This is a genomic window from Amycolatopsis sp. NPDC005961 (genome assembly GCF_040629235.1).
GTDB lineage: Bacteria > Actinomycetota > Actinomycetes > Mycobacteriales > Pseudonocardiaceae > Amycolatopsis > Amycolatopsis camponoti.
Window position 1 is genome coordinate 125,756 of record NZ_JBEXVF010000010.1, and the last position, 15,283, is coordinate 141,038.

The following is a 15,283-nucleotide window of genomic DNA, read 5'->3' on the forward strand; positions in this document are numbered from 1 at the left end:
ATAGCCGCGGAGGGGTGCTACCGAGAGTCGGGGAGCTGCTCCCCGCTGTGCACCGGGACGACCACATCGTGGGAATCATGTTACCCACGTGTGGCCGTCCGGCGATAGGTCGTCACGCCGCCATCGACCTGAGGTCGTCGCTGAGCAGATCGTGCAGGCCGGTGGCGCAGGCCTTCGCCGTCTCGATCGACCGCGGCAGCATCCCGGTCTCGTAGATCCGGACGGCTTCGCCGACGCTCGGGGCGGTGGCCAGCGCGGTGGCGAGCTCGGTGCCGTCCAGCAGGGCGAGGTTGGCGCCGACGCCCAGCGGCGGCATCAGGTGCGCGGCGTCGCCGAGGAGCGTGAGCCCGGACGTGCAGGTCCAGGCGTGCGGCACCGGGAGGACGTGCAGCGGCCGGTGGGTGAACCCGCCGTCGAGGTCGTGCAGGAAGCCGAGCAGGCTCGGGTGCCAGCCGGCGAAGCGCTCCAGCAGGTGCGCGCGCACCGCCGCGGTGTCGGCGAAGTCGAGGCCGGCGGCCCAGTCTTCGGGTGCGTAGAAGACGGCGTAGCAGCGGATGTGGCCATTGCTGTTGCGCTGCGCGACGAGCGCTTTCCCGTCGATCTTCGTCATCATCGTTCCCTGGCCGGTCAGCGCGGCCAGGTCCGGGTGACGGCGGTCGGCGTCGTCGAGACCGAGCTCGACGAACGTGACCCCGCTGTACTCGGGCCGGACGCCGGTGAGCGCCCGGCGGACCCGGGACCACGCGCCGTCCGCGCCGACGACCAGGTCGAAGTCGCGGGCGGTGCCGTCGGCGAAGGTCAGGCGGCCGGCCTTGGTGACCTCGGTGATCGGATGTCCCCACCGAACCGTGCCGGGTTCCAGGGAGCCGAGCAGGAGTCCGCGGAGCTGGCCGCGGTCGATCTCGGGACGGAAGTCGTCGCCTTCGGCGGGGACCTCGTCCATGACGACGTCGCCGGTGCGCGGGTCGACGGCGCGCATCTGCTGACCCTCAGGGCGGGCCAGCTCCCGGAACTGCTCGTACAGGCCGGCGGTGCGCAGGGCGACCTGGCCGGTGTCGCCGTGGAGGTCGAGCGTGCCGCCTTGGGTCCGGGCATCGGCCGAGGCTTCCTGTTCGAAAACGGTGACGTCGAGGCCGTGGAGCTGCAGGACGCGGGCACAGGCGAGTCCGCCCAGCCCGGCGCCGACGATCGCGATGGAGTTCATGGCTTCCCCCTGGAAGTTCGGTGCCGCCGGCTGGTCCGGCGGCCTGGATCCAGAAAAGCACAGTGACTCAAAAAGTGCAACGACTCAACTTTTGAAGTGAGTCCACCATCACGTAGGCTGGGGTCATGACCGAAGTGATCGGGCGCCGCGAGCGCAAGAAGGCGCAGACCCGGCAAGCGCTGGCCGACGCGGCGCTGGAGCTGTTCCTCGAACGCGGCTACGACGAGGTCGGCGTGAAGGACGTCGCGGATGCCGCCGACGTCTCGGTGACGACGCTGTTCAAGTACTTCCCCAGCAAGGAAGCGCTGCTGTTCGACCAGGACGACGACATCGAGGCGGCGCTGGTCCTGGCGGTGCGCGGCCGGCCGCCGGGGCACACGATCGTGGACGCGCTGCGGGAGCACATGCTGCGCGACAGCGCGGACGGCGGCCCGAGCGACGAGTTCGTCCGGCTGATCGAGAGCACCCCGACCCTGCGCGACTACGGCCGCCGCATGTGGATGCGCCACGAGACGGCGCTCGCCCGCGCGATCGCGGAGGAGATGGAAGCCCCGGAGGGCGACGTGTCGTGCGCGGCGCTGGCGCGGTTCGCGCTGGCGTCGCGGGAGCTGATCGTGGCCGACGAGAACCCGAGACGGGCCGCGGAGGAGATCTTCGGCAACCTGGGTCGGGGCTGGCGGGTGAAGTGAGGCGAAAGCCGCCTGAGCAGCCCCCGTTTTCCACGCTACCGGCGACCCCCGACAGTTCCGGCGCCCGAAAGCCGTGAAGGCCCCCTGCCGAAGCAGAGGGCCTTCACCAACCACCGAAACCTAAGCCGTGGGCGGCTGATAAACCTTCGTCAGCTTCCCGGCGGCCGCACGGTCCAGCAGCCACAGCGTCCGCCGATGCCCGCGGGCCCCGGCGACCGGCAGCTGAACCTCACCGGCCCCCGCCAAGGCCAGCGCCACCGCGTCGGCCTTCGCGGAACCCGCCGTCATCAGCCACACGTCCTGGGCCCGCCGGATCGCCGGCAGCGTCAGCGAAACCCGGGTCGGCGGCGGCTTGGGGCAGTTGCGCACCGCCACCACCGACCTCTCGGTCTCGTACACCGCCGGGGACTCCGGGAACACCGATGCCGTGTGCCCTTCACCGCCCAGACCCAGCAGCATGATGTCGAACGACGGCACGTCGCCGTGGTCCTCCGGGCCCGCGTTCGACGCCAGCACTTCCGCGTAGGCCTCGGCCGCCGCGTCCACGTCGTCGCCGAATTCGCCGTCCGACGCGGCGATCGCGTGCACCCGCTTCGGGTCCAGCGGCACGTGGTCCAGCAGTGCCTCGCGGGCCTGCTTCTCGTTCCGCTCGTCCGAATCCGCCGGGACGAACCGCTCGTCGCCCCAGTAGATGTCCAGGCGGGACCAGTCGATCGCGTCACGGGCCGAGGAGGCCCGCAGCTCAGAGAGCACCGCGATTCCCGTGCCGCCGCCGGTGAGCACCAGCGACGCCGTCCCCTTGGCCGCCTGGACGTCCACCAGCCGCGTGACCAGCCGGGCCGCCGCCGCGGCGGCCAGGAGGTCCTGGTTCGCGTAGACGACGACCTCGGTCTTGCTCATTTCTTCGCCTTGGCGGACGCGCCCGCGGCCGCGGGAGACGTGACGTCGGCCTTGGCCGGCGCGCCCGTCTTGCCGTTGCTGCCGGACGTGATCTTGCCCAGGCCGTGCAGCGCCGCCTCGTAGACCTCGTCCGGGTCGAGCCGCCGCAGCTCCTCGACCAGGCAGTCCTGGGTGCTGCGCCGCTGCAGGGCGATCCGCCGGGTCGGCTGGCCCGGCTGGGTCAGCGTGCCGACGCGCCCGTCCGGCCGGTGCAGCTCCACCGCGCCCGAACGCCGGTCCAGCGTCACCGAGATGATCCCGGCCGCGCCCGAGCTCTTGACCCGCTTGACCGGCACCTTCAGGTACTCGGCCAGCCACGCGGCCAGCAGCTCGGTCGACGGCGAGTCGGCCTCGCCGGTCACGGTCGCGCCGGTGATCTTCTCGTACGGCGGCAGGTCCAGCGCGGAGACGAGCTGGGCGCGCCAGTGCGTCAGCCGCGTCCAGGCCAGGTCGGTGTCGCCGGCCGTATAGGCCTTCGCCCGCGTGGTCAGCGCCTTGACCGGGCTCTTCTCCGCGGCCGAGTCGGTGATCCGGCGCTGGGCCAGCTCACCGAGCGGGTCCTTGTCCGGGTCCTTCGGGCCGGCGCTGGGCCACCAGCACACGATCGGCGCGTCGGGCAGCAGCAGCGGCACGACGGCGCTCTGGCCCTGGGCCACCAGCGGGCCGTAGAGCCGCAGCACGATGACCTCGCTCGCGCCGGCGTCGCCGCCGACCCGGATCTGGCCGTCGATGCGCGGCGCCGCGGTGCGGGCGCCCTTGGCGACCACGATCACCCGCGACGGGTGCTCGCGGCTCGCGCCGTTCGCCGCCTCGATGGCCTCCTCGAGCTTGGAGTCGTCGTCGGCCACGATCACCAGCGTCAGCACCCGCCCGAGCGCGACTTGCCCGCCCTGTTCGCGGATCTCCACCAGCTTCTTGTTCAGTGCCGAAGTCGTGGTGGACGGCAGGTCGATGATCACGGGCGCCTCCATTTCCGGCCGGTGCGCTCCAGCATTTCGTCGGCGGACGGCGGGCCCCAGGTGCCCGGCGGGTACTGCTCCGGCGACCCTTCCTTGGCCCAGGCCTCCAGGATCGGGTCGAGGATCTTCCAGGAGAGCTCGACCTCTTCGTTGACCGGGAACAGCGACGGCTCGCCGAGCAGGACGTCGAGGATCAGGCGCTCGTAGGCCTCGGGGGAGGACTCGGTGAACGCGTGCCCGTAGCCGAAGTCCATCGTGACGTCGCGGACCTCCATCGTGGTCCCCGGCACCTTCGAACCGAACCGCAGCGTGATGCCCTCGTCCGGCTGGACCCGGATGACCAGGGCGTTCTGCCCCAGCTCCTCGGTCGACGTCGAGTCGAACGGCAGGTGCGGCGCCCGCTTGAACACGACGGCGATCTCGGTGACGCGGCGGCCGAGCCGCTTGCCGGTGCGCAGGTAGAACGGCACCCCGGCCCAGCGGCGGCTCTGCACCTCCAGGGTCACCGCGGCGTAGGTCTCGGTCTTCGAGTCCTTCGCGAAGCCCTCTTCCTCCAGCAGGCCGGGCACCTTCATGCCGCCCTGCCAGCCGCCCGCGTACTGGCCGCGCGCGGTCGTCTTGCTCAGCGGCCCGACCGGGCCCGTCGCCGACAGCACCTTGATCTTCTCCGCGCGCAGGGCCCGCGGCTCGAACGAGACCGGCTCCTCCATCGCGGTGAAGGCCAGCAGTTGCAGCAGGTGGTTCTGGATGACGTCGCGGGCCGCGCCGATGCCGTCGTAGTACCCCGCGCGCCCGCCGAGGCCGATGTCCTCGGCCATGGTGATCTGCACGTGGTCGACGTAGTTGGCGTTCCAGATCGGCTCGAACAGCTGGTTCGCGAAGCGCAGCGCCAGGATGTTCTGCACCGTCTCCTTGCCGAGGTAGTGGTCGATGCGGAACACCGACTCCTCGGGGAAGACGTCGTTGACGATCGCGTTCAGCTCTTCGGCGCTCTTCAGGTCGTGGCCGAATGGCTTCTCGATGACGACGCGGCGCCAGGTGTTCTCGTCCGCGTTGGCCAGCCCGGATCGGGCCAGCTGCTTGGTCACCACCGGGAACGCGCCGGGCGGGATCGACAGGTAGAACGCCGTGTTGCCGCCGGTGCCGCGTTCCTTGTCGAGGTCCTTGACCGTCTGCGCGAGCCGGTCGAAGGCGTCGTCGTCGTCGAAGGTGCCCTGCACGAACCGGATGCCTTCGGCGAGCCGGTTCCACACCGACTCCTTGAACGGCGTGCGCGCGTGCGCCTTGACCGAGTCGTGCACCAGCTCGCCGAAGTCCTGGTGCTCCCAGTCGCGGCGGGCGAACCCGACGAGCGAGAAGCCGGCGGGCAGCAGCCCGCGGTTGGCCAGGTCGTAGATGGCGGGCATCAGCTTCTTGCGGGCCAGGTCGCCGGTGACCCCGAAGATCACCAGGCTGGACGGCCCGGCGATGCGCGGGAGCCGCTTGTCCCGCGGATCGCGCAGCGGATTGGTCCAGGTCATGCGTCCCCCTCCTGTACCGCGCGGACGACCGCCGCGAGCCCCGCGGCCCGGTCGGTCAGGTGCAGGCGCAGCACCGGGCGGCCGTGCTCGGCGAGCACCTGCCCGTCGCCCAGGGCCTGCGCGTGCTGCAGCTGGCCGAGGGTGTACGGCCGCTCCGGCACGTCGAGGTCCTGCTCGACGGCGCCGGTGAGCTGCAGGAACACGCCGTTCTGGTGCCCGCCCTTGTGGTACTGGCCGGTGGAGTGCAGGAACCGCGGTCCCCAGCCGAACGTCGTCTGCAGGCCGGTGCGCTTGGCGATCTCGCCGCGCAGCAGCGCCGTCGACGCGTCGTCGAGGCGGTCGAGGTAGGCCTGCACCGCGATGTAGCCCTTGTCGGGCGCCGACGCGAAGAACGCGCGCAGCACGTCGGTCAGGCTGCCGTCGGTGGAAACCCCGTCGCTGCCGAAGATCTCGACCGGACCGTCCACGTTGGACGGTTCCTCGCCGCCCTTCAGCTTCTCCGGGTCGTCCAGCAGCGCGCGGGCCGCCTTCTTGGCCGCTTCGACGTCGGGCTGGTCGAACGGGTTGATCCCGAGCAGCCGCCCGGCCAGCGCCGTCGCGAACTCCCAGAGCAGCATCTGCGCACCGAGCGAACCGGTGACGGCGAGCTTCGCCGCCCCCTTCGCCGGGCCGACGGTGACCGCCGTGGCATCGGACTTCGCGTCGGCGAAGCCGGGCGCCTCGGTGCCTTCGACGGCGACCGGCAGCAACCCGGTGCCCTGCTTGCCGGTGGACTCCGCGATCAGCTGCTCCGCCCAGTCGGGGAAGCCCTTGATGCCGGAACCGGAGTCGGCCAGCACGACCTTCTCGGCGCCCGCTTCGTGCGCGGCGGCCCACGCGGCGGCCAGCTTGACCGCCGGGTTGTCGACCGAGTCCGCGCCGAGCTCTTCGGCCACCGAGGCGGCCTGGTCGAGCAGCCGGGCGACGTCCGCGCCGGCGAGACCGGCCGGGACGAGCCCGAACGCGGTCAGCGCCGAGTAACGGCCGCCGACGTGCGGGTCGGCGAGGAAGGTCTTGCGGTAACCCTCCTTTTCGGACAGTTCCTGGAACGGCGAGCCCGGGTCGGTGACGACCACGATCCGCCGCGCCGCGTCGATCCCCGCGTCGGTGAACGCCTTCGCGAAGATCCGCCGGTGGCTGTCGGTCTCGACGGTGCCGCCCGACTTCGACGACACCACGATCACCGTGCGCTCGAGGTCGCCGGCCAGCGCGTCGGCGACCTGGCCGGGGTCGGTCGTGTCGAGCACGGTCAGCGCGACGCCGTCGGTGCCGGTGATGACCTCCGGCGCGAGCGACGAGCCGCCCATGCCGGCGAGCACCACGCGGTCGACACCCTCGGACCGCAGTTCGGTCCGCAGCGCCTCGATCTCGCCGATCAGCGGCCGGGACGACTTGTGCAGCGTCGTCCACGAAAGCCGGATCGACGCCTCGGACTCGGCGTCCGGTCCCCACAGCGTGGGGTCCTGCGCCGCCAGCCTCGACGCGGCCTGGTCGGTGACCAGCCGCTCGGCCAGCGGCGCGGCGCGCTCCGCCAGTTCGGCGTCCACGATCTCGACGCCGGTCTTTTCCCCTGTCGTCATGACGTGCTTCAGCCCTTCGCCTTTTCGAGCTGGCCGTTGACGGTCTCGAGCAGTTCGATCCAGGACTTCTCGAACTTCTCGACGCCCTCGTTCTCCAGGACGACGAACACGTCGGTGATGTCGATGCCGACCGCCGAAAGCTGGTCGAAGACCTCCTGCGCCTCGGCGCCGCGGCCGGAAACCTGGTCACCGGTGATCTCGGCGTGCTCGGCGACCGCGTCCAGGGTCTTCTCCGGCATCGTGTTGACGGTGTCCTTCACCACGAGCTGGTCGACGTAGAGCGTGGGGGAGTAGTCCGGGTTCTTCACGCCGGTCGAGGCCCAGAGCGGGCGCTGCGCGTTGGCGCCGTCGGCCGCGAGGGCCTTCCAGCGGTCCGTGGCCGAAAGCTCCTCGAAGGCCGCGTAGGCGAGCCGGGCGTTGGCGACGGCGGCCTTGCCGCGGAGGGCCAGCGCCTCGTCCGAGCCGATGGCCTCCAGGCGCTTGTCGATCTCGGTGTCCACGCGGGACACGAAGAACGACGCCACCGAGTGGATGCCGCGCAGGTCGTGACCGTTGGCCTTCGCCTGCTCCAGGCCGGCGAAGTAGGCCTCGATGACCTTCTTGTAGCGCTCGACGGAGAAGATCAGCGTGACGTTGACGCTGATGCCCTCGGCGAGCGTGGCGGTGATCGCCGGCAGGCCCTCTTCGGTGGCCGGGATCTTGATCAGCGTGTTCGGCCGGTCGACGGTCTTCCACAGGTCCTGGGCCTCGGCGACCGTCCGGTCGGTGTCCTTGGCCAGGCGCGGGTCGACCTCGATCGAGACGCGGCCGTCGACACCGTTCGTGGCGGTGTAGACGTCCCGGAACAGGTCCGCGGCGTTGCGCACGTCGGTCGTGGTCAGGTCGCGGATGGTCGCCTCGACGTCGGCGCCCTGGGCGGCGAGCTCCCTCGTCCGCTCGTCGTAGGCGTCACCCTTGGACATCGCGTTGGCGAAGATCGTCGGGTTGGTCGTCACGCCGACGACGTGCTTGTCGCGGATCAGCGCCGCGAGGTTGCCGGTGGTCAGGCGTTCACGCGAGAGGTCGTCCAGCCAGATCGATACGCCGGCTTCGGACAGCTGCGCGAGCTTGTCGGTGCTCATCTATGTCCCTCTCAGTTCTTGGTGTTGGCGATCGAGCGGCGAGCCGCGTCGACGACTGCCTCCGTGGTGAACCCGAACTCACGGAACAGTGTGGCGGCATCGGCGGAGGCGCCGAAGTGCTCGATCGAAACGTTCACCCCGGCGTCACCGGTGAAGCGGTGCCACGACTGGGCGATGCCCGCCTCGACGGACACGCGGGCCTTCACCCCGGCCGGGATGACGGATTCGCGGTAGGCCGCGTCCTGCGCGTCGAACCACTCGACGCACGGCATCGAGACGACGCGCGCCTTGACGCCGTCGGCCTCGAGGACCTTCTTCGCCTCGACGGCGAGCTGGACCTCGGAGCCGGTGCCGATCAGCACGACGTCCGGCGTGCCGTCGGAATCGGCCAGGACGTACCCGCCCTTGGCGACGCCCTCGGCGCTGGTGCCCTCGAGCACCGGCACGTTCTGGCGGGTGAGCGCCAGGCCGGACGGGTGGTGGATGTCCTCCAGCACGGCCTTCCACGCGTACGCGGTCTCGTTGGCGTCCGCCGGGCGGACGACGTTGAGGCCCGGGATCGCGCGCAGCGCGGACAGCTGCTCGATCGGCTGGTGCGTCGGCCCGTCCTCGCCGAGGCCGATCGAGTCGTGCGTCCACACGTAGGTGACCGGCGCCTTCATCAGCGCGGCCAGCCGGACCGGCGGGCGCATGTAGTCGGAGAAGATCAGGAACGTCGCGCCGTACGGGCGGGTGCCGCCGTGCAGCGCGATCCCGTTGAGGATCGAGCCCATGGCGTGCTCGCGGATGCCGAAGTGCAGCGTCCGGCCGTACGGGCTGGTCTTCCACATGTCCGTGGAAGCCTTCTCCGGGCCGAACGAGTCGGCGCCCTTCATCGTGGTGTTGTTGCTCTCCGCGAGGTCCGCGGAGCCGCCCCACAGCTCGGGCAGCGGCTCGGCGAGCGCGTTGAGCACCTCGCCGGAGGCCTTGCGGGTGGCGACGCCCTTGGCGTCCGGCTCCCACTTCGGCAGGTTGTCGGCGAAGCCCTCGGGCAGGGTGCGGGTGGACATGCGGTCCGCCAGCTTCTTGCGCTCCGGGTTGGCCTTGCCCCACGCCTCGAACTTCCCGTCCCACTCGGCGTGCGCGGCCTTGCCGCGGTCGAGCGCCTGGCGGGTGTGCTTGATCACGTCGTCCTCGACCTGGAACGACTGCTCCGGGTCGAAGCCGAGGACCTTCTTGACCGCGGCGACCTCTTCGGCGCCCAGCGCGGCGCCGTGCGCCTTGCCGGTGCCCATCTTCTTCGGGGCCGGGTAGCCGATCACGGTCTTCACCGCGATGAACGACGGGCGGCCGGTCTCGGCCTTCGCGTTCTTGATGGCCTCTTCGATCGCGACGACGTCCTCGCCACCCTCGACGACCTGGGTGTGCCACCCGTAGGCGTCGTAGCGCGCGACGGTGTCCTCCGAGAGGGCGATGTTCGTGTCGTCCTCGATGGAGATCTTGTTGTCGTCCCAGAAGACGATCAGGTTGCCCAGCTCCTGGCGGCCCGCGATGGACGACGCCTCGGCGGTCACGCCCTCTTCGATGTCGCCGTCGGACGCGATCGCGTAGATGTAGTGGTCGAAGATGCTCTCGCCGGGCGCGGTGTCCGGGTCGAGCAGGCCGCGCTCACGACGGGCGGCCATCGCCATGCCCACGGCGTTCGCCAGGCCCTGCCCCAGCGGGCCGGTGGTGGTCTCGACGCCGTCGGTGTGGCGGTACTCCGGGTGGCCCGGGGTCTTCGAGCCCCACTTGCGCAGCTGCTTGAGGTCCTCGAGCTCGAGGCCGTAGCCGGCGAGGAACAGCTGGATGTACAGCGTCAGGCTGGAGTGGCCGGCCGACAGCACGAACCGGTCGCGGCCCGGCCAGTTCTGGTCGTTCGGGTCGTGCCGCAGCGTGCGCTGGAACAAGGTGTAGGCCAGCGGCGCCAAGCTCATCGCGGTGCCGGGGTGGCCACTGCCACAGTTCTCGACCGCGTCCGCGGCGAGCACCCGGACGGTGTCCACGGCGCGGGTGTCGGTGTCGGTCCAGTCGGCGGGGACGTTACGCCGGAGGAGTGGGTTGTTCTCGCTGGTAGGGGCGGTATCGGACACTGAACTCCAACTCCCGGTCATGATGGTTGCGGCTGGTCTTGCTCGTTCCGGTTACCCGTGCGCACGGACATCTATCTCAATCGATCCCGAAGGGACGATATTCCTGCTCGCGGCCGTGCGCAGGGGCAATCGCGGCCCGTCCCGGCCAGCCTAGTGCTTGGACCCGTTCCAGACCCGCGATCACCCACGGGATTCACCACGTCTAACATCGTTCGAGGGTTCACACCGGCGGGTTTCAGCGGCACCACACGCCTCCGGCATCGGGCCCGCCCGAACCTGACTCAGGGAGTGAAATGTCGTTGGTGAACGCTGCGCACGGACGCAGTGACGACACCAGCGCCGTGCACCCGACCGGTGAGCGACCGCACGGTGACCGGCGAAGCATCCGCCAGGTCGTCGGCGCCTACGCCGCGCTGGCGAAGCCGCGGGTGATCGAGCTCCTCCTGGTGACCACCATCCCGGCGATGTTCCTCGCCGGCCGTCAGATCCCCTCGCCGTGGCTGGTACTGGCCACGCTGGTCGGCGGGACGATGGCCGCGGGCAGCGCGAACGCGCTCAACTGCGTGATCGACGCGGACATCGACAAGGTGATGAACCGCACGAAGCGCCGTCCGCTGGTGAAGGACTCGGTGCCGCGGCGCGGCGCGCTGATCTTCGGCTTGGTCATGGGCGTCGCGTCGGCCGTGGTGCTCTACTTCACGGTCAACCTGCTGTCGGCCGTGCTGGCCGTGGCCACGATCCTCTTCTACATCTTCGTCTACACGCTCGGCCTCAAGCGGCGCACGTCGCAGAACGTGGTCTGGGGCGGCGCGGCGGGCTGCATGCCGGTGGTCATCGGCTGGGCCGCCGTCACCGGCACCGTGCAGTGGCCGGCGTTCGTGATGTTCGGCGTCATCTTCTTCTGGACGCCGCCGCACACGTGGGCGCTGGGCATGAAGTACCGCGACGACTACGAGCGCGCGGGCGTCCCGATGCTGCCGGTGGTGGCCACCGCCCAGCACGTCGCCAAGCAGATCGTCATCTACTCGTGGGTGATGGTGGCGTGGACGCTGCTGCTGCTCCCGGTGACGTCCTGGCTGTACGGCACGTTCGCCATCCTGGCGGGCGGCTGGTTCCTCTTCTACGCGCACAGCCTGCAGGCCGCGGTGCGGCGCGGCGAAGAGACGAAGCCGATGGCGCTGTTCCACCGGTCCAACACGTACCTGATGATCGTGTTCGTGGCGCTGGCGGTCGACTCGGCCATCGGCCTGCCGACCCTCGGCCTGCCGTTCTGAGCCCGGCGGAGTTCTTCGCCGACGTCATCGAGTCGGGCACCGTGCTCGGGGCCGACCACACCTGGTCACCCGAGCGAGTGGCTTCACTGCTCGGCGACGACTACGGCGACAACCCTTCGAAGCACACGTTGGGGCGCGACCACGGCCTGGCCGAGTTCTTCTGGCAGCGTCCCGGTCCCGGGCACCCGTGGGTGGGGACACACTTCTCGGTGCAGGCGCACCGGCTCCGGTACCGCGACCCCGAGATGATCAACCTCCTGGTGCGCGATCGCTACGGCCCCTTCGACGGTCCGGTGCCGTTCGCCGAAGTCAGTGCGCTGCTCGCCGCGCGGGGCGTGCGGCTGGACGAGGTGCCTTATCCGCCGGACCCGGACGAGATGCGCACGTACCGGCAGCCGGACGCGGGGATCCTGGTCTCCGTGGTCGCGGGCGCCTACTACGGGCAAGCCGGTGACCTCTACAGCGTCTCGAGTTCGAGCAAGCCATGATGCCGCGCCTCGGCAAGGACCGGGTCCTGGCCGTGCTGGCGGCCGTCGTGGTTCTCGGTCTGCTGGCGTTCATCGGCCGCGGGAAGGTGTCGCTCGACACGAACTCGCTCCTCGGCACCGCCTGCGCGATTCCGTCGCGGATCACGGCGGTTCCCGGCCCGGCCCCGGACGGCGGTGTCGTGCGAGTCGCCGAACAGGGCCCGGGCGCGGCGGTGCTGGAGAACACGAGCACCCTGGCTGCTTACCGGATTCCGTTGACGTCGGGCGCCCGGACGGTGGAAATGCCGCTGCTGCTGCCGGGGGAGCGGATCGGCATCGCCCTGGACCGGCCCGAGCCGGGCCCGGCGACGTGGCTGCCCCCGGAGTCCCTCGGCGGCTTCACCCCGGTGACAGCGACGGTCGTCCCCGGCGGCGTCCGCTACCACTCGGCGAACTGCCGGGCGCTGACCAGCCACGGCGCGGCTGTTCTCCACCGGGACGCGAACGGTCGGCTCACCGGCGGCGAGCAACTGCCGGCGGCGAGCGTGTCGTGCGCGGTGGGGGAGAAGGAACTTCCGGTCGTCGTCGCGGCCGGCAGTGAGGTCTATCCGTACTGCGCTCTGGCGGCTTTCTGAAACTCTCGGTGCACTCGCGAACACTGTGAGAGACTCCCCGGGTTGGGCTTACTCGGGGAGGGTGCATGCCTGATCACGGAGTCGACCTCGCGGCCGATCTCTACCGGATGCTCGTGGTCGCCAAAGACGATCTGCCCTCAGTGTCGGCGGTATACGGCGACGTCGTCGGGAAGTACGGCCGGGCGAGGTCCGGGCTGGACGGCGCGATGACACGACCTGACCATTTCGGCGGAAGCGCACTCGGGCCCGTGCACGCGGCTTGGATCGGGCTGCACACCGCGGCGGCGAAGTTCATGACGGACACCCAGGCCAACCTGAACGACACCGCCGCGGCCCTGGCGAAGGCCGCCGAGATGTACGCGGCGACCGATCGCACGGCCGCGGACCAGCTGCACAAGCTCATCGCGGAACGCGGCGAGCCGACGCCGGGGCGGTGACGTGTGAGCTTCGACGAGCTGATGGCCCACGCGAGCGAAATCAAGTTCCTGGCGATCAAACGGGCCCTGGACGAGCACGAGACCGAGCCGGAGTACGCGCGGCAAGGGGTCGACGGCTATTACCAGCAAGTGATCGAGCCCCTGTTCAAACCGTTTTCGCGCATTCCCGACCCGGCCGGCTACCAGCCGATGATCGACGACCTGTCCGCCGCGATGCACGACCTGTCCGGCGGCCACATCGACCAGGACCCGATCGACAAGAACCCTTACCTGGCCAACCCCACGCTGGAGAAGATCCACACGGCGAGCGACTACCTCCAGGACTGGTCGGGACAGGCCGCGATGCAGTTCAAGCAGAAGTTCCTCGACCCGTTCCCGGCGATTTCGGCCAACCAGTTCATCCTCACGGCGATCCTCAAAGCGGCGCTGGAGGCTCACCAGGCGATGTGGTCGAAGACCCGGGACGACATCGACAAGATCGCGCACGCCACGATGGACGCGTTCGACAACAAGTGCTGCGACAAGAACACGTGGAACGTGACCTTCACCGTGTTGTCTTCGATCGGGGCCACGGCTGCCGCCATCCTCACCGTCGCGACCGAGGGTGCTGCGGCCCCGCTCCTCCTGAGCGTGGTCGGTGCGGCAGCGCAGGTCGGGGCGACGTTGCCACCGGACAGCTTGTCGGATCCGCCCAAGGGTGGAGGCGAGACGGCACTGCAGATCATCAACTCGATGAAGGCGGCAATCGATCAGCTGACGAAGGTCGTCGAGAAGGCGGAAGCTTTCATCGCCGAAAAAGTGACGGGTGTGACCGACCTCCTGGCGACCACCGAGCCGTTTTTCGTCGCCGCCCGTCCCGCTCTCGCTTCGCTGCCGCAGGGCGGGCTCACCGGCACCGGCGGCCTCGGCGAGTCGGGCTAGGGGGACGTGCACATGGGAAGACTCGCCGACCGGCTCGACGCCATCCGGGTGCGGGTCCGGGCGCCCGGCACCGACATCGAAGCCGAGCTGCGCGACCGCACGGACATCACCATCACGTTCGGCGAAAGCGTCTACGACTTCGCCGATGAACGCGGGCTCGAGCGCTCGCTGGCAGCGCTGGCGCGCCTGGTCTACGCGGGCTGGTTGCGGCAGTACCGGGCGGCGATCGACGAGTCGGCCCTCGACATCACTCCACACGACGAGCGGGACCACGAGTTCCTCGACGAGCGGTCGAAGATCGAGGCAGGCGGAAGGTCGAGCGACGGCCGGATCACCATCACGTGCGTCGGCATGCAGGAGATCACGGTCGAGATCGAGCCCGGCACGGTCCGGAAGTTGACCGAAGAGCAGTTCGCCGCGCGCGCCAAGGAGGCTGTGATCATCCTGATCCGGGACTACCTGGCGAAGGTCAGCGCCTTGAGGACGCGGTTCTACGGATGAAGCGGAATCTCGTGCTCCCGGTGGCCGGCGCGGTCGTTCTCCTGGCCGCCATCGTCCTGGCCGCGGGCGGAAAACTGCCCTGGACCGGATCCCGGCCGGCCGACAGCTGTGACATCCCCGTCGACATCCCCGACCGGGTCACCGCCAGCTCGTCCACGTCCGGTGGCGGGATCAAGGTCGTCGACCAGGGATTCAGTCAAAGCCCGTCTGGGCTGGTCAGTCTCGGCGCCGTCGTGGAAAACGCCGGTACCGACGTCGCCTACCGCGTTCCGGTGAAGTTCCGGCTGTTCGACGCCGCGCACCACGAACTCCGCGAAGTCGCGGCCGGCGAGATTCCCGTCCTCCTGCCCGGCCAGCGGATCGGCGCCGGGAAAGGCACCTACGCGCGGGACACGACCGTGGTCACCGTCGAGACCGCCGTGGGACCGAACGCCTGGCTGCCGCCTACCGCTGTGGGCAGCCTCGGCCCGGTGAACGCGACCTATCTCCGGACTCTGCGCTACTACCCGGACAATCCGGCCTACGTCGACGTCCACTATCGGGAGACGTCCACGAACTGCCGGGCTCTGGACAGCCACGCCACCGTCGCGCTCTTCCGTGATCCCGCCGGGCGGATCATCGGAGGTGACAGCGGTCCGGCCGGCATGCCGCTCACCTTCCAGGACACCCATGGCAACGACATCGTCGTCGAGCGGCAAGTTCCGTCCAGCCCGTCCTGCTCACCAGGAGAGCGGGAGACCTGGGTCATTCCGTCCGTCGGTGGGCCTGTCACAGGTGATGATGCTCGCACCGAGGTCTACCCGTACTGCGCCCTCGGGGCGGAATGATCCCGGAGCCGGGGTCGTTAAACTCTGCTGGCTCTTTTCCTTGAGGCGAAAGCAGGATC

15 protein-coding genes are annotated in these 15,283 nt (G+C 70.0%); 8 read left to right on the forward strand and 7 right to left on the reverse strand.

Annotation, left to right across the window (positions count from 1 at the left end; translation table 11 throughout):
- Positions 1–112: 112 nt before the first annotated feature.
- Entirely contained in the window at positions 113–1,204 is a 1,092-nt protein-coding gene (locus ABZ342_RS11905) for an NAD(P)/FAD-dependent oxidoreductase (RefSeq protein WP_360471745.1), read from the reverse strand.
- 125 nt (positions 1,205–1,329) lie between these two features.
- Here ABZ342_RS11905 and ABZ342_RS11910 point away from each other — a divergent pair, with 125 nt between their 5' ends.
- Positions 1,330–1,893 carry a helix-turn-helix domain-containing protein gene (locus ABZ342_RS11910; protein ID WP_360471748.1) on the forward strand — a complete coding sequence of 188 codons (564 nt, stop codon included), beginning with the start codon at positions 1,330–1,332 and terminating at the stop codon, positions 1,891–1,893.
- Between the two features lie 120 nt (positions 1,894–2,013).
- Here ABZ342_RS11910 and pgl read toward each other — a convergent pair whose 3' ends face one another.
- The 6 genes from pgl to tkt are packed head-to-tail and all read right to left on the reverse strand — an operon-like array spanning position 2,014 to position 10,162.
- Positions 2,014–2,793: a 6-phosphogluconolactonase gene (gene pgl / locus ABZ342_RS11915; RefSeq protein WP_360471751.1), complete on the reverse strand. Its 780-nt coding sequence runs from the start codon at positions 2,791–2,793 to the stop codon at positions 2,014–2,016.
- Positions 2,790–3,791, reverse strand: a complete 1,002-nt coding sequence (gene opcA, locus ABZ342_RS11920) for a glucose-6-phosphate dehydrogenase assembly protein OpcA (RefSeq protein ID WP_360471753.1) — start codon at positions 3,789–3,791, stop codon at positions 2,790–2,792. Before opcA ends, pgl begins: the two co-directional genes overlap by 4 nt.
- Positions 3,788–5,311 carry a glucose-6-phosphate dehydrogenase gene (zwf, locus tag ABZ342_RS11925; protein WP_155542495.1) on the reverse strand — a complete coding sequence of 508 codons (1,524 nt, stop codon included), beginning with the start codon at positions 5,309–5,311 and terminating at the stop codon, positions 3,788–3,790. Before zwf ends, opcA begins: the two co-directional genes overlap by 4 nt.
- Positions 5,308–6,930: a glucose-6-phosphate isomerase gene (locus tag ABZ342_RS11930; protein ID WP_360471756.1), complete on the reverse strand. Its 1,623-nt coding sequence runs from the start codon at positions 6,928–6,930 to the stop codon at positions 5,308–5,310. The genes zwf and ABZ342_RS11930 overlap by 4 nt, the downstream gene beginning before the upstream one ends.
- Before the next feature lie 8 nt (positions 6,931–6,938).
- Positions 6,939–8,051, reverse strand: coding sequence for a transaldolase (gene tal / locus ABZ342_RS11935; protein ID WP_360471759.1), 1,113 nt, complete (start codon positions 8,049–8,051; stop codon positions 6,939–6,941).
- An 11-nt stretch (positions 8,052–8,062) separates the two neighbouring features.
- Positions 8,063–10,162 carry a transketolase gene (tkt, locus tag ABZ342_RS11940; RefSeq protein WP_360471761.1) on the reverse strand — a complete coding sequence of 700 codons (2,100 nt, stop codon included), beginning with the start codon at positions 10,160–10,162 and terminating at the stop codon, positions 8,063–8,065.
- 293 nt (positions 10,163–10,455) lie between these two features.
- Between tkt and ABZ342_RS11945 the strand changes: the two genes are divergently transcribed.
- From ABZ342_RS11945 to ABZ342_RS11975, 7 genes are all read left to right on the forward strand, one after another.
- Positions 10,456–11,436 carry a heme o synthase gene (locus tag ABZ342_RS11945; protein ID WP_155542499.1) on the forward strand — a complete coding sequence of 327 codons (981 nt, stop codon included), beginning with the start codon at positions 10,456–10,458 and terminating at the stop codon, positions 11,434–11,436.
- A 41-nt stretch (positions 11,437–11,477) separates the two neighbouring features.
- Positions 11,478–11,924 carry a hypothetical protein gene (locus tag ABZ342_RS11950; RefSeq protein ID WP_360471763.1) on the forward strand — a complete coding sequence of 149 codons (447 nt, stop codon included), beginning with the start codon at positions 11,478–11,480 and terminating at the stop codon, positions 11,922–11,924.
- Positions 11,921–12,538 (forward strand): hypothetical protein, encoded by a 618-nt coding sequence (locus tag ABZ342_RS11955; RefSeq protein ID WP_360471765.1) that lies wholly within the window; start codon positions 11,921–11,923, stop codon positions 12,536–12,538. Before ABZ342_RS11950 ends, ABZ342_RS11955 begins: the two co-directional genes overlap by 4 nt.
- 65 nt (positions 12,539–12,603) lie before the next feature.
- Positions 12,604–12,975 carry a type VII secretion target gene (locus ABZ342_RS11960; RefSeq protein WP_360471768.1) on the forward strand — a complete coding sequence of 124 codons (372 nt, stop codon included), beginning with the start codon at positions 12,604–12,606 and terminating at the stop codon, positions 12,973–12,975.
- A gap of 3 nt (positions 12,976–12,978) precedes the next feature.
- Complete coding sequence (locus tag ABZ342_RS11965; protein WP_360471771.1) at positions 12,979–13,896, forward strand: hypothetical protein; 918 nt, start codon at positions 12,979–12,981, stop codon at positions 13,894–13,896.
- Positions 13,897–13,908: 12 nt separating this feature from the next.
- Positions 13,909–14,397, forward strand: a complete 489-nt coding sequence (locus tag ABZ342_RS11970; protein WP_360471774.1) for a hypothetical protein — start codon at positions 13,909–13,911, stop codon at positions 14,395–14,397.
- A complete protein-coding gene (locus ABZ342_RS11975; RefSeq protein ID WP_360471777.1) occupies positions 14,394–15,224 on the forward strand; it encodes a hypothetical protein in 831 nt (276 codons plus the stop codon). The genes ABZ342_RS11970 and ABZ342_RS11975 overlap by 4 nt, the downstream gene beginning before the upstream one ends.
- The last annotated feature ends 59 nt before the right edge of the window (positions 15,225–15,283 follow it).

Excerpts from the sequence above, each read along its gene's own strand:
- ABZ342_RS11905 (WP_360471745.1), bottom strand. The coding sequence starts at position 1,204 with ATGAACTCCATCGCGATCGTCGGCGCCGGGCTGGGCGGACTCGCCTGT.
- ABZ342_RS11910 (WP_360471748.1), top strand. The coding sequence starts at position 1,330 with ATGACCGAAGTGATCGGGCGCCGCGAGCGCAAGAAGGCGCAGACCCGG.
- pgl (WP_360471751.1), bottom strand. The coding sequence starts at position 2,793 with ATGAGCAAGACCGAGGTCGTCGTCTACGCGAACCAGGACCTCCTGGCC.
- zwf (WP_155542495.1), bottom strand. The coding sequence starts at position 5,311 with ATGACCTGGACCAATCCGCTGCGCGATCCGCGGGACAAGCGGCTCCCG.
- ABZ342_RS11930 (WP_360471756.1), bottom strand. The coding sequence starts at position 6,930 with ATGACGACAGGGGAAAAGACCGGCGTCGAGATCGTGGACGCCGAACTG.
- tal (WP_360471759.1), bottom strand. The coding sequence starts at position 8,051 with ATGAGCACCGACAAGCTCGCGCAGCTGTCCGAAGCCGGCGTATCGATC.
- ABZ342_RS11945 (WP_155542499.1), top strand. The coding sequence starts at position 10,456 with ATGTCGTTGGTGAACGCTGCGCACGGACGCAGTGACGACACCAGCGCC.
- ABZ342_RS11955 (WP_360471765.1), top strand. The coding sequence starts at position 11,921 with ATGATGCCGCGCCTCGGCAAGGACCGGGTCCTGGCCGTGCTGGCGGCC.
- ABZ342_RS11960 (WP_360471768.1), top strand. The coding sequence starts at position 12,604 with ATGCCTGATCACGGAGTCGACCTCGCGGCCGATCTCTACCGGATGCTC.
- ABZ342_RS11970 (WP_360471774.1), top strand. The coding sequence starts at position 13,909 with ATGGGAAGACTCGCCGACCGGCTCGACGCCATCCGGGTGCGGGTCCGG.
- ABZ342_RS11975 (WP_360471777.1), top strand. The coding sequence starts at position 14,394 with ATGAAGCGGAATCTCGTGCTCCCGGTGGCCGGCGCGGTCGTTCTCCTG.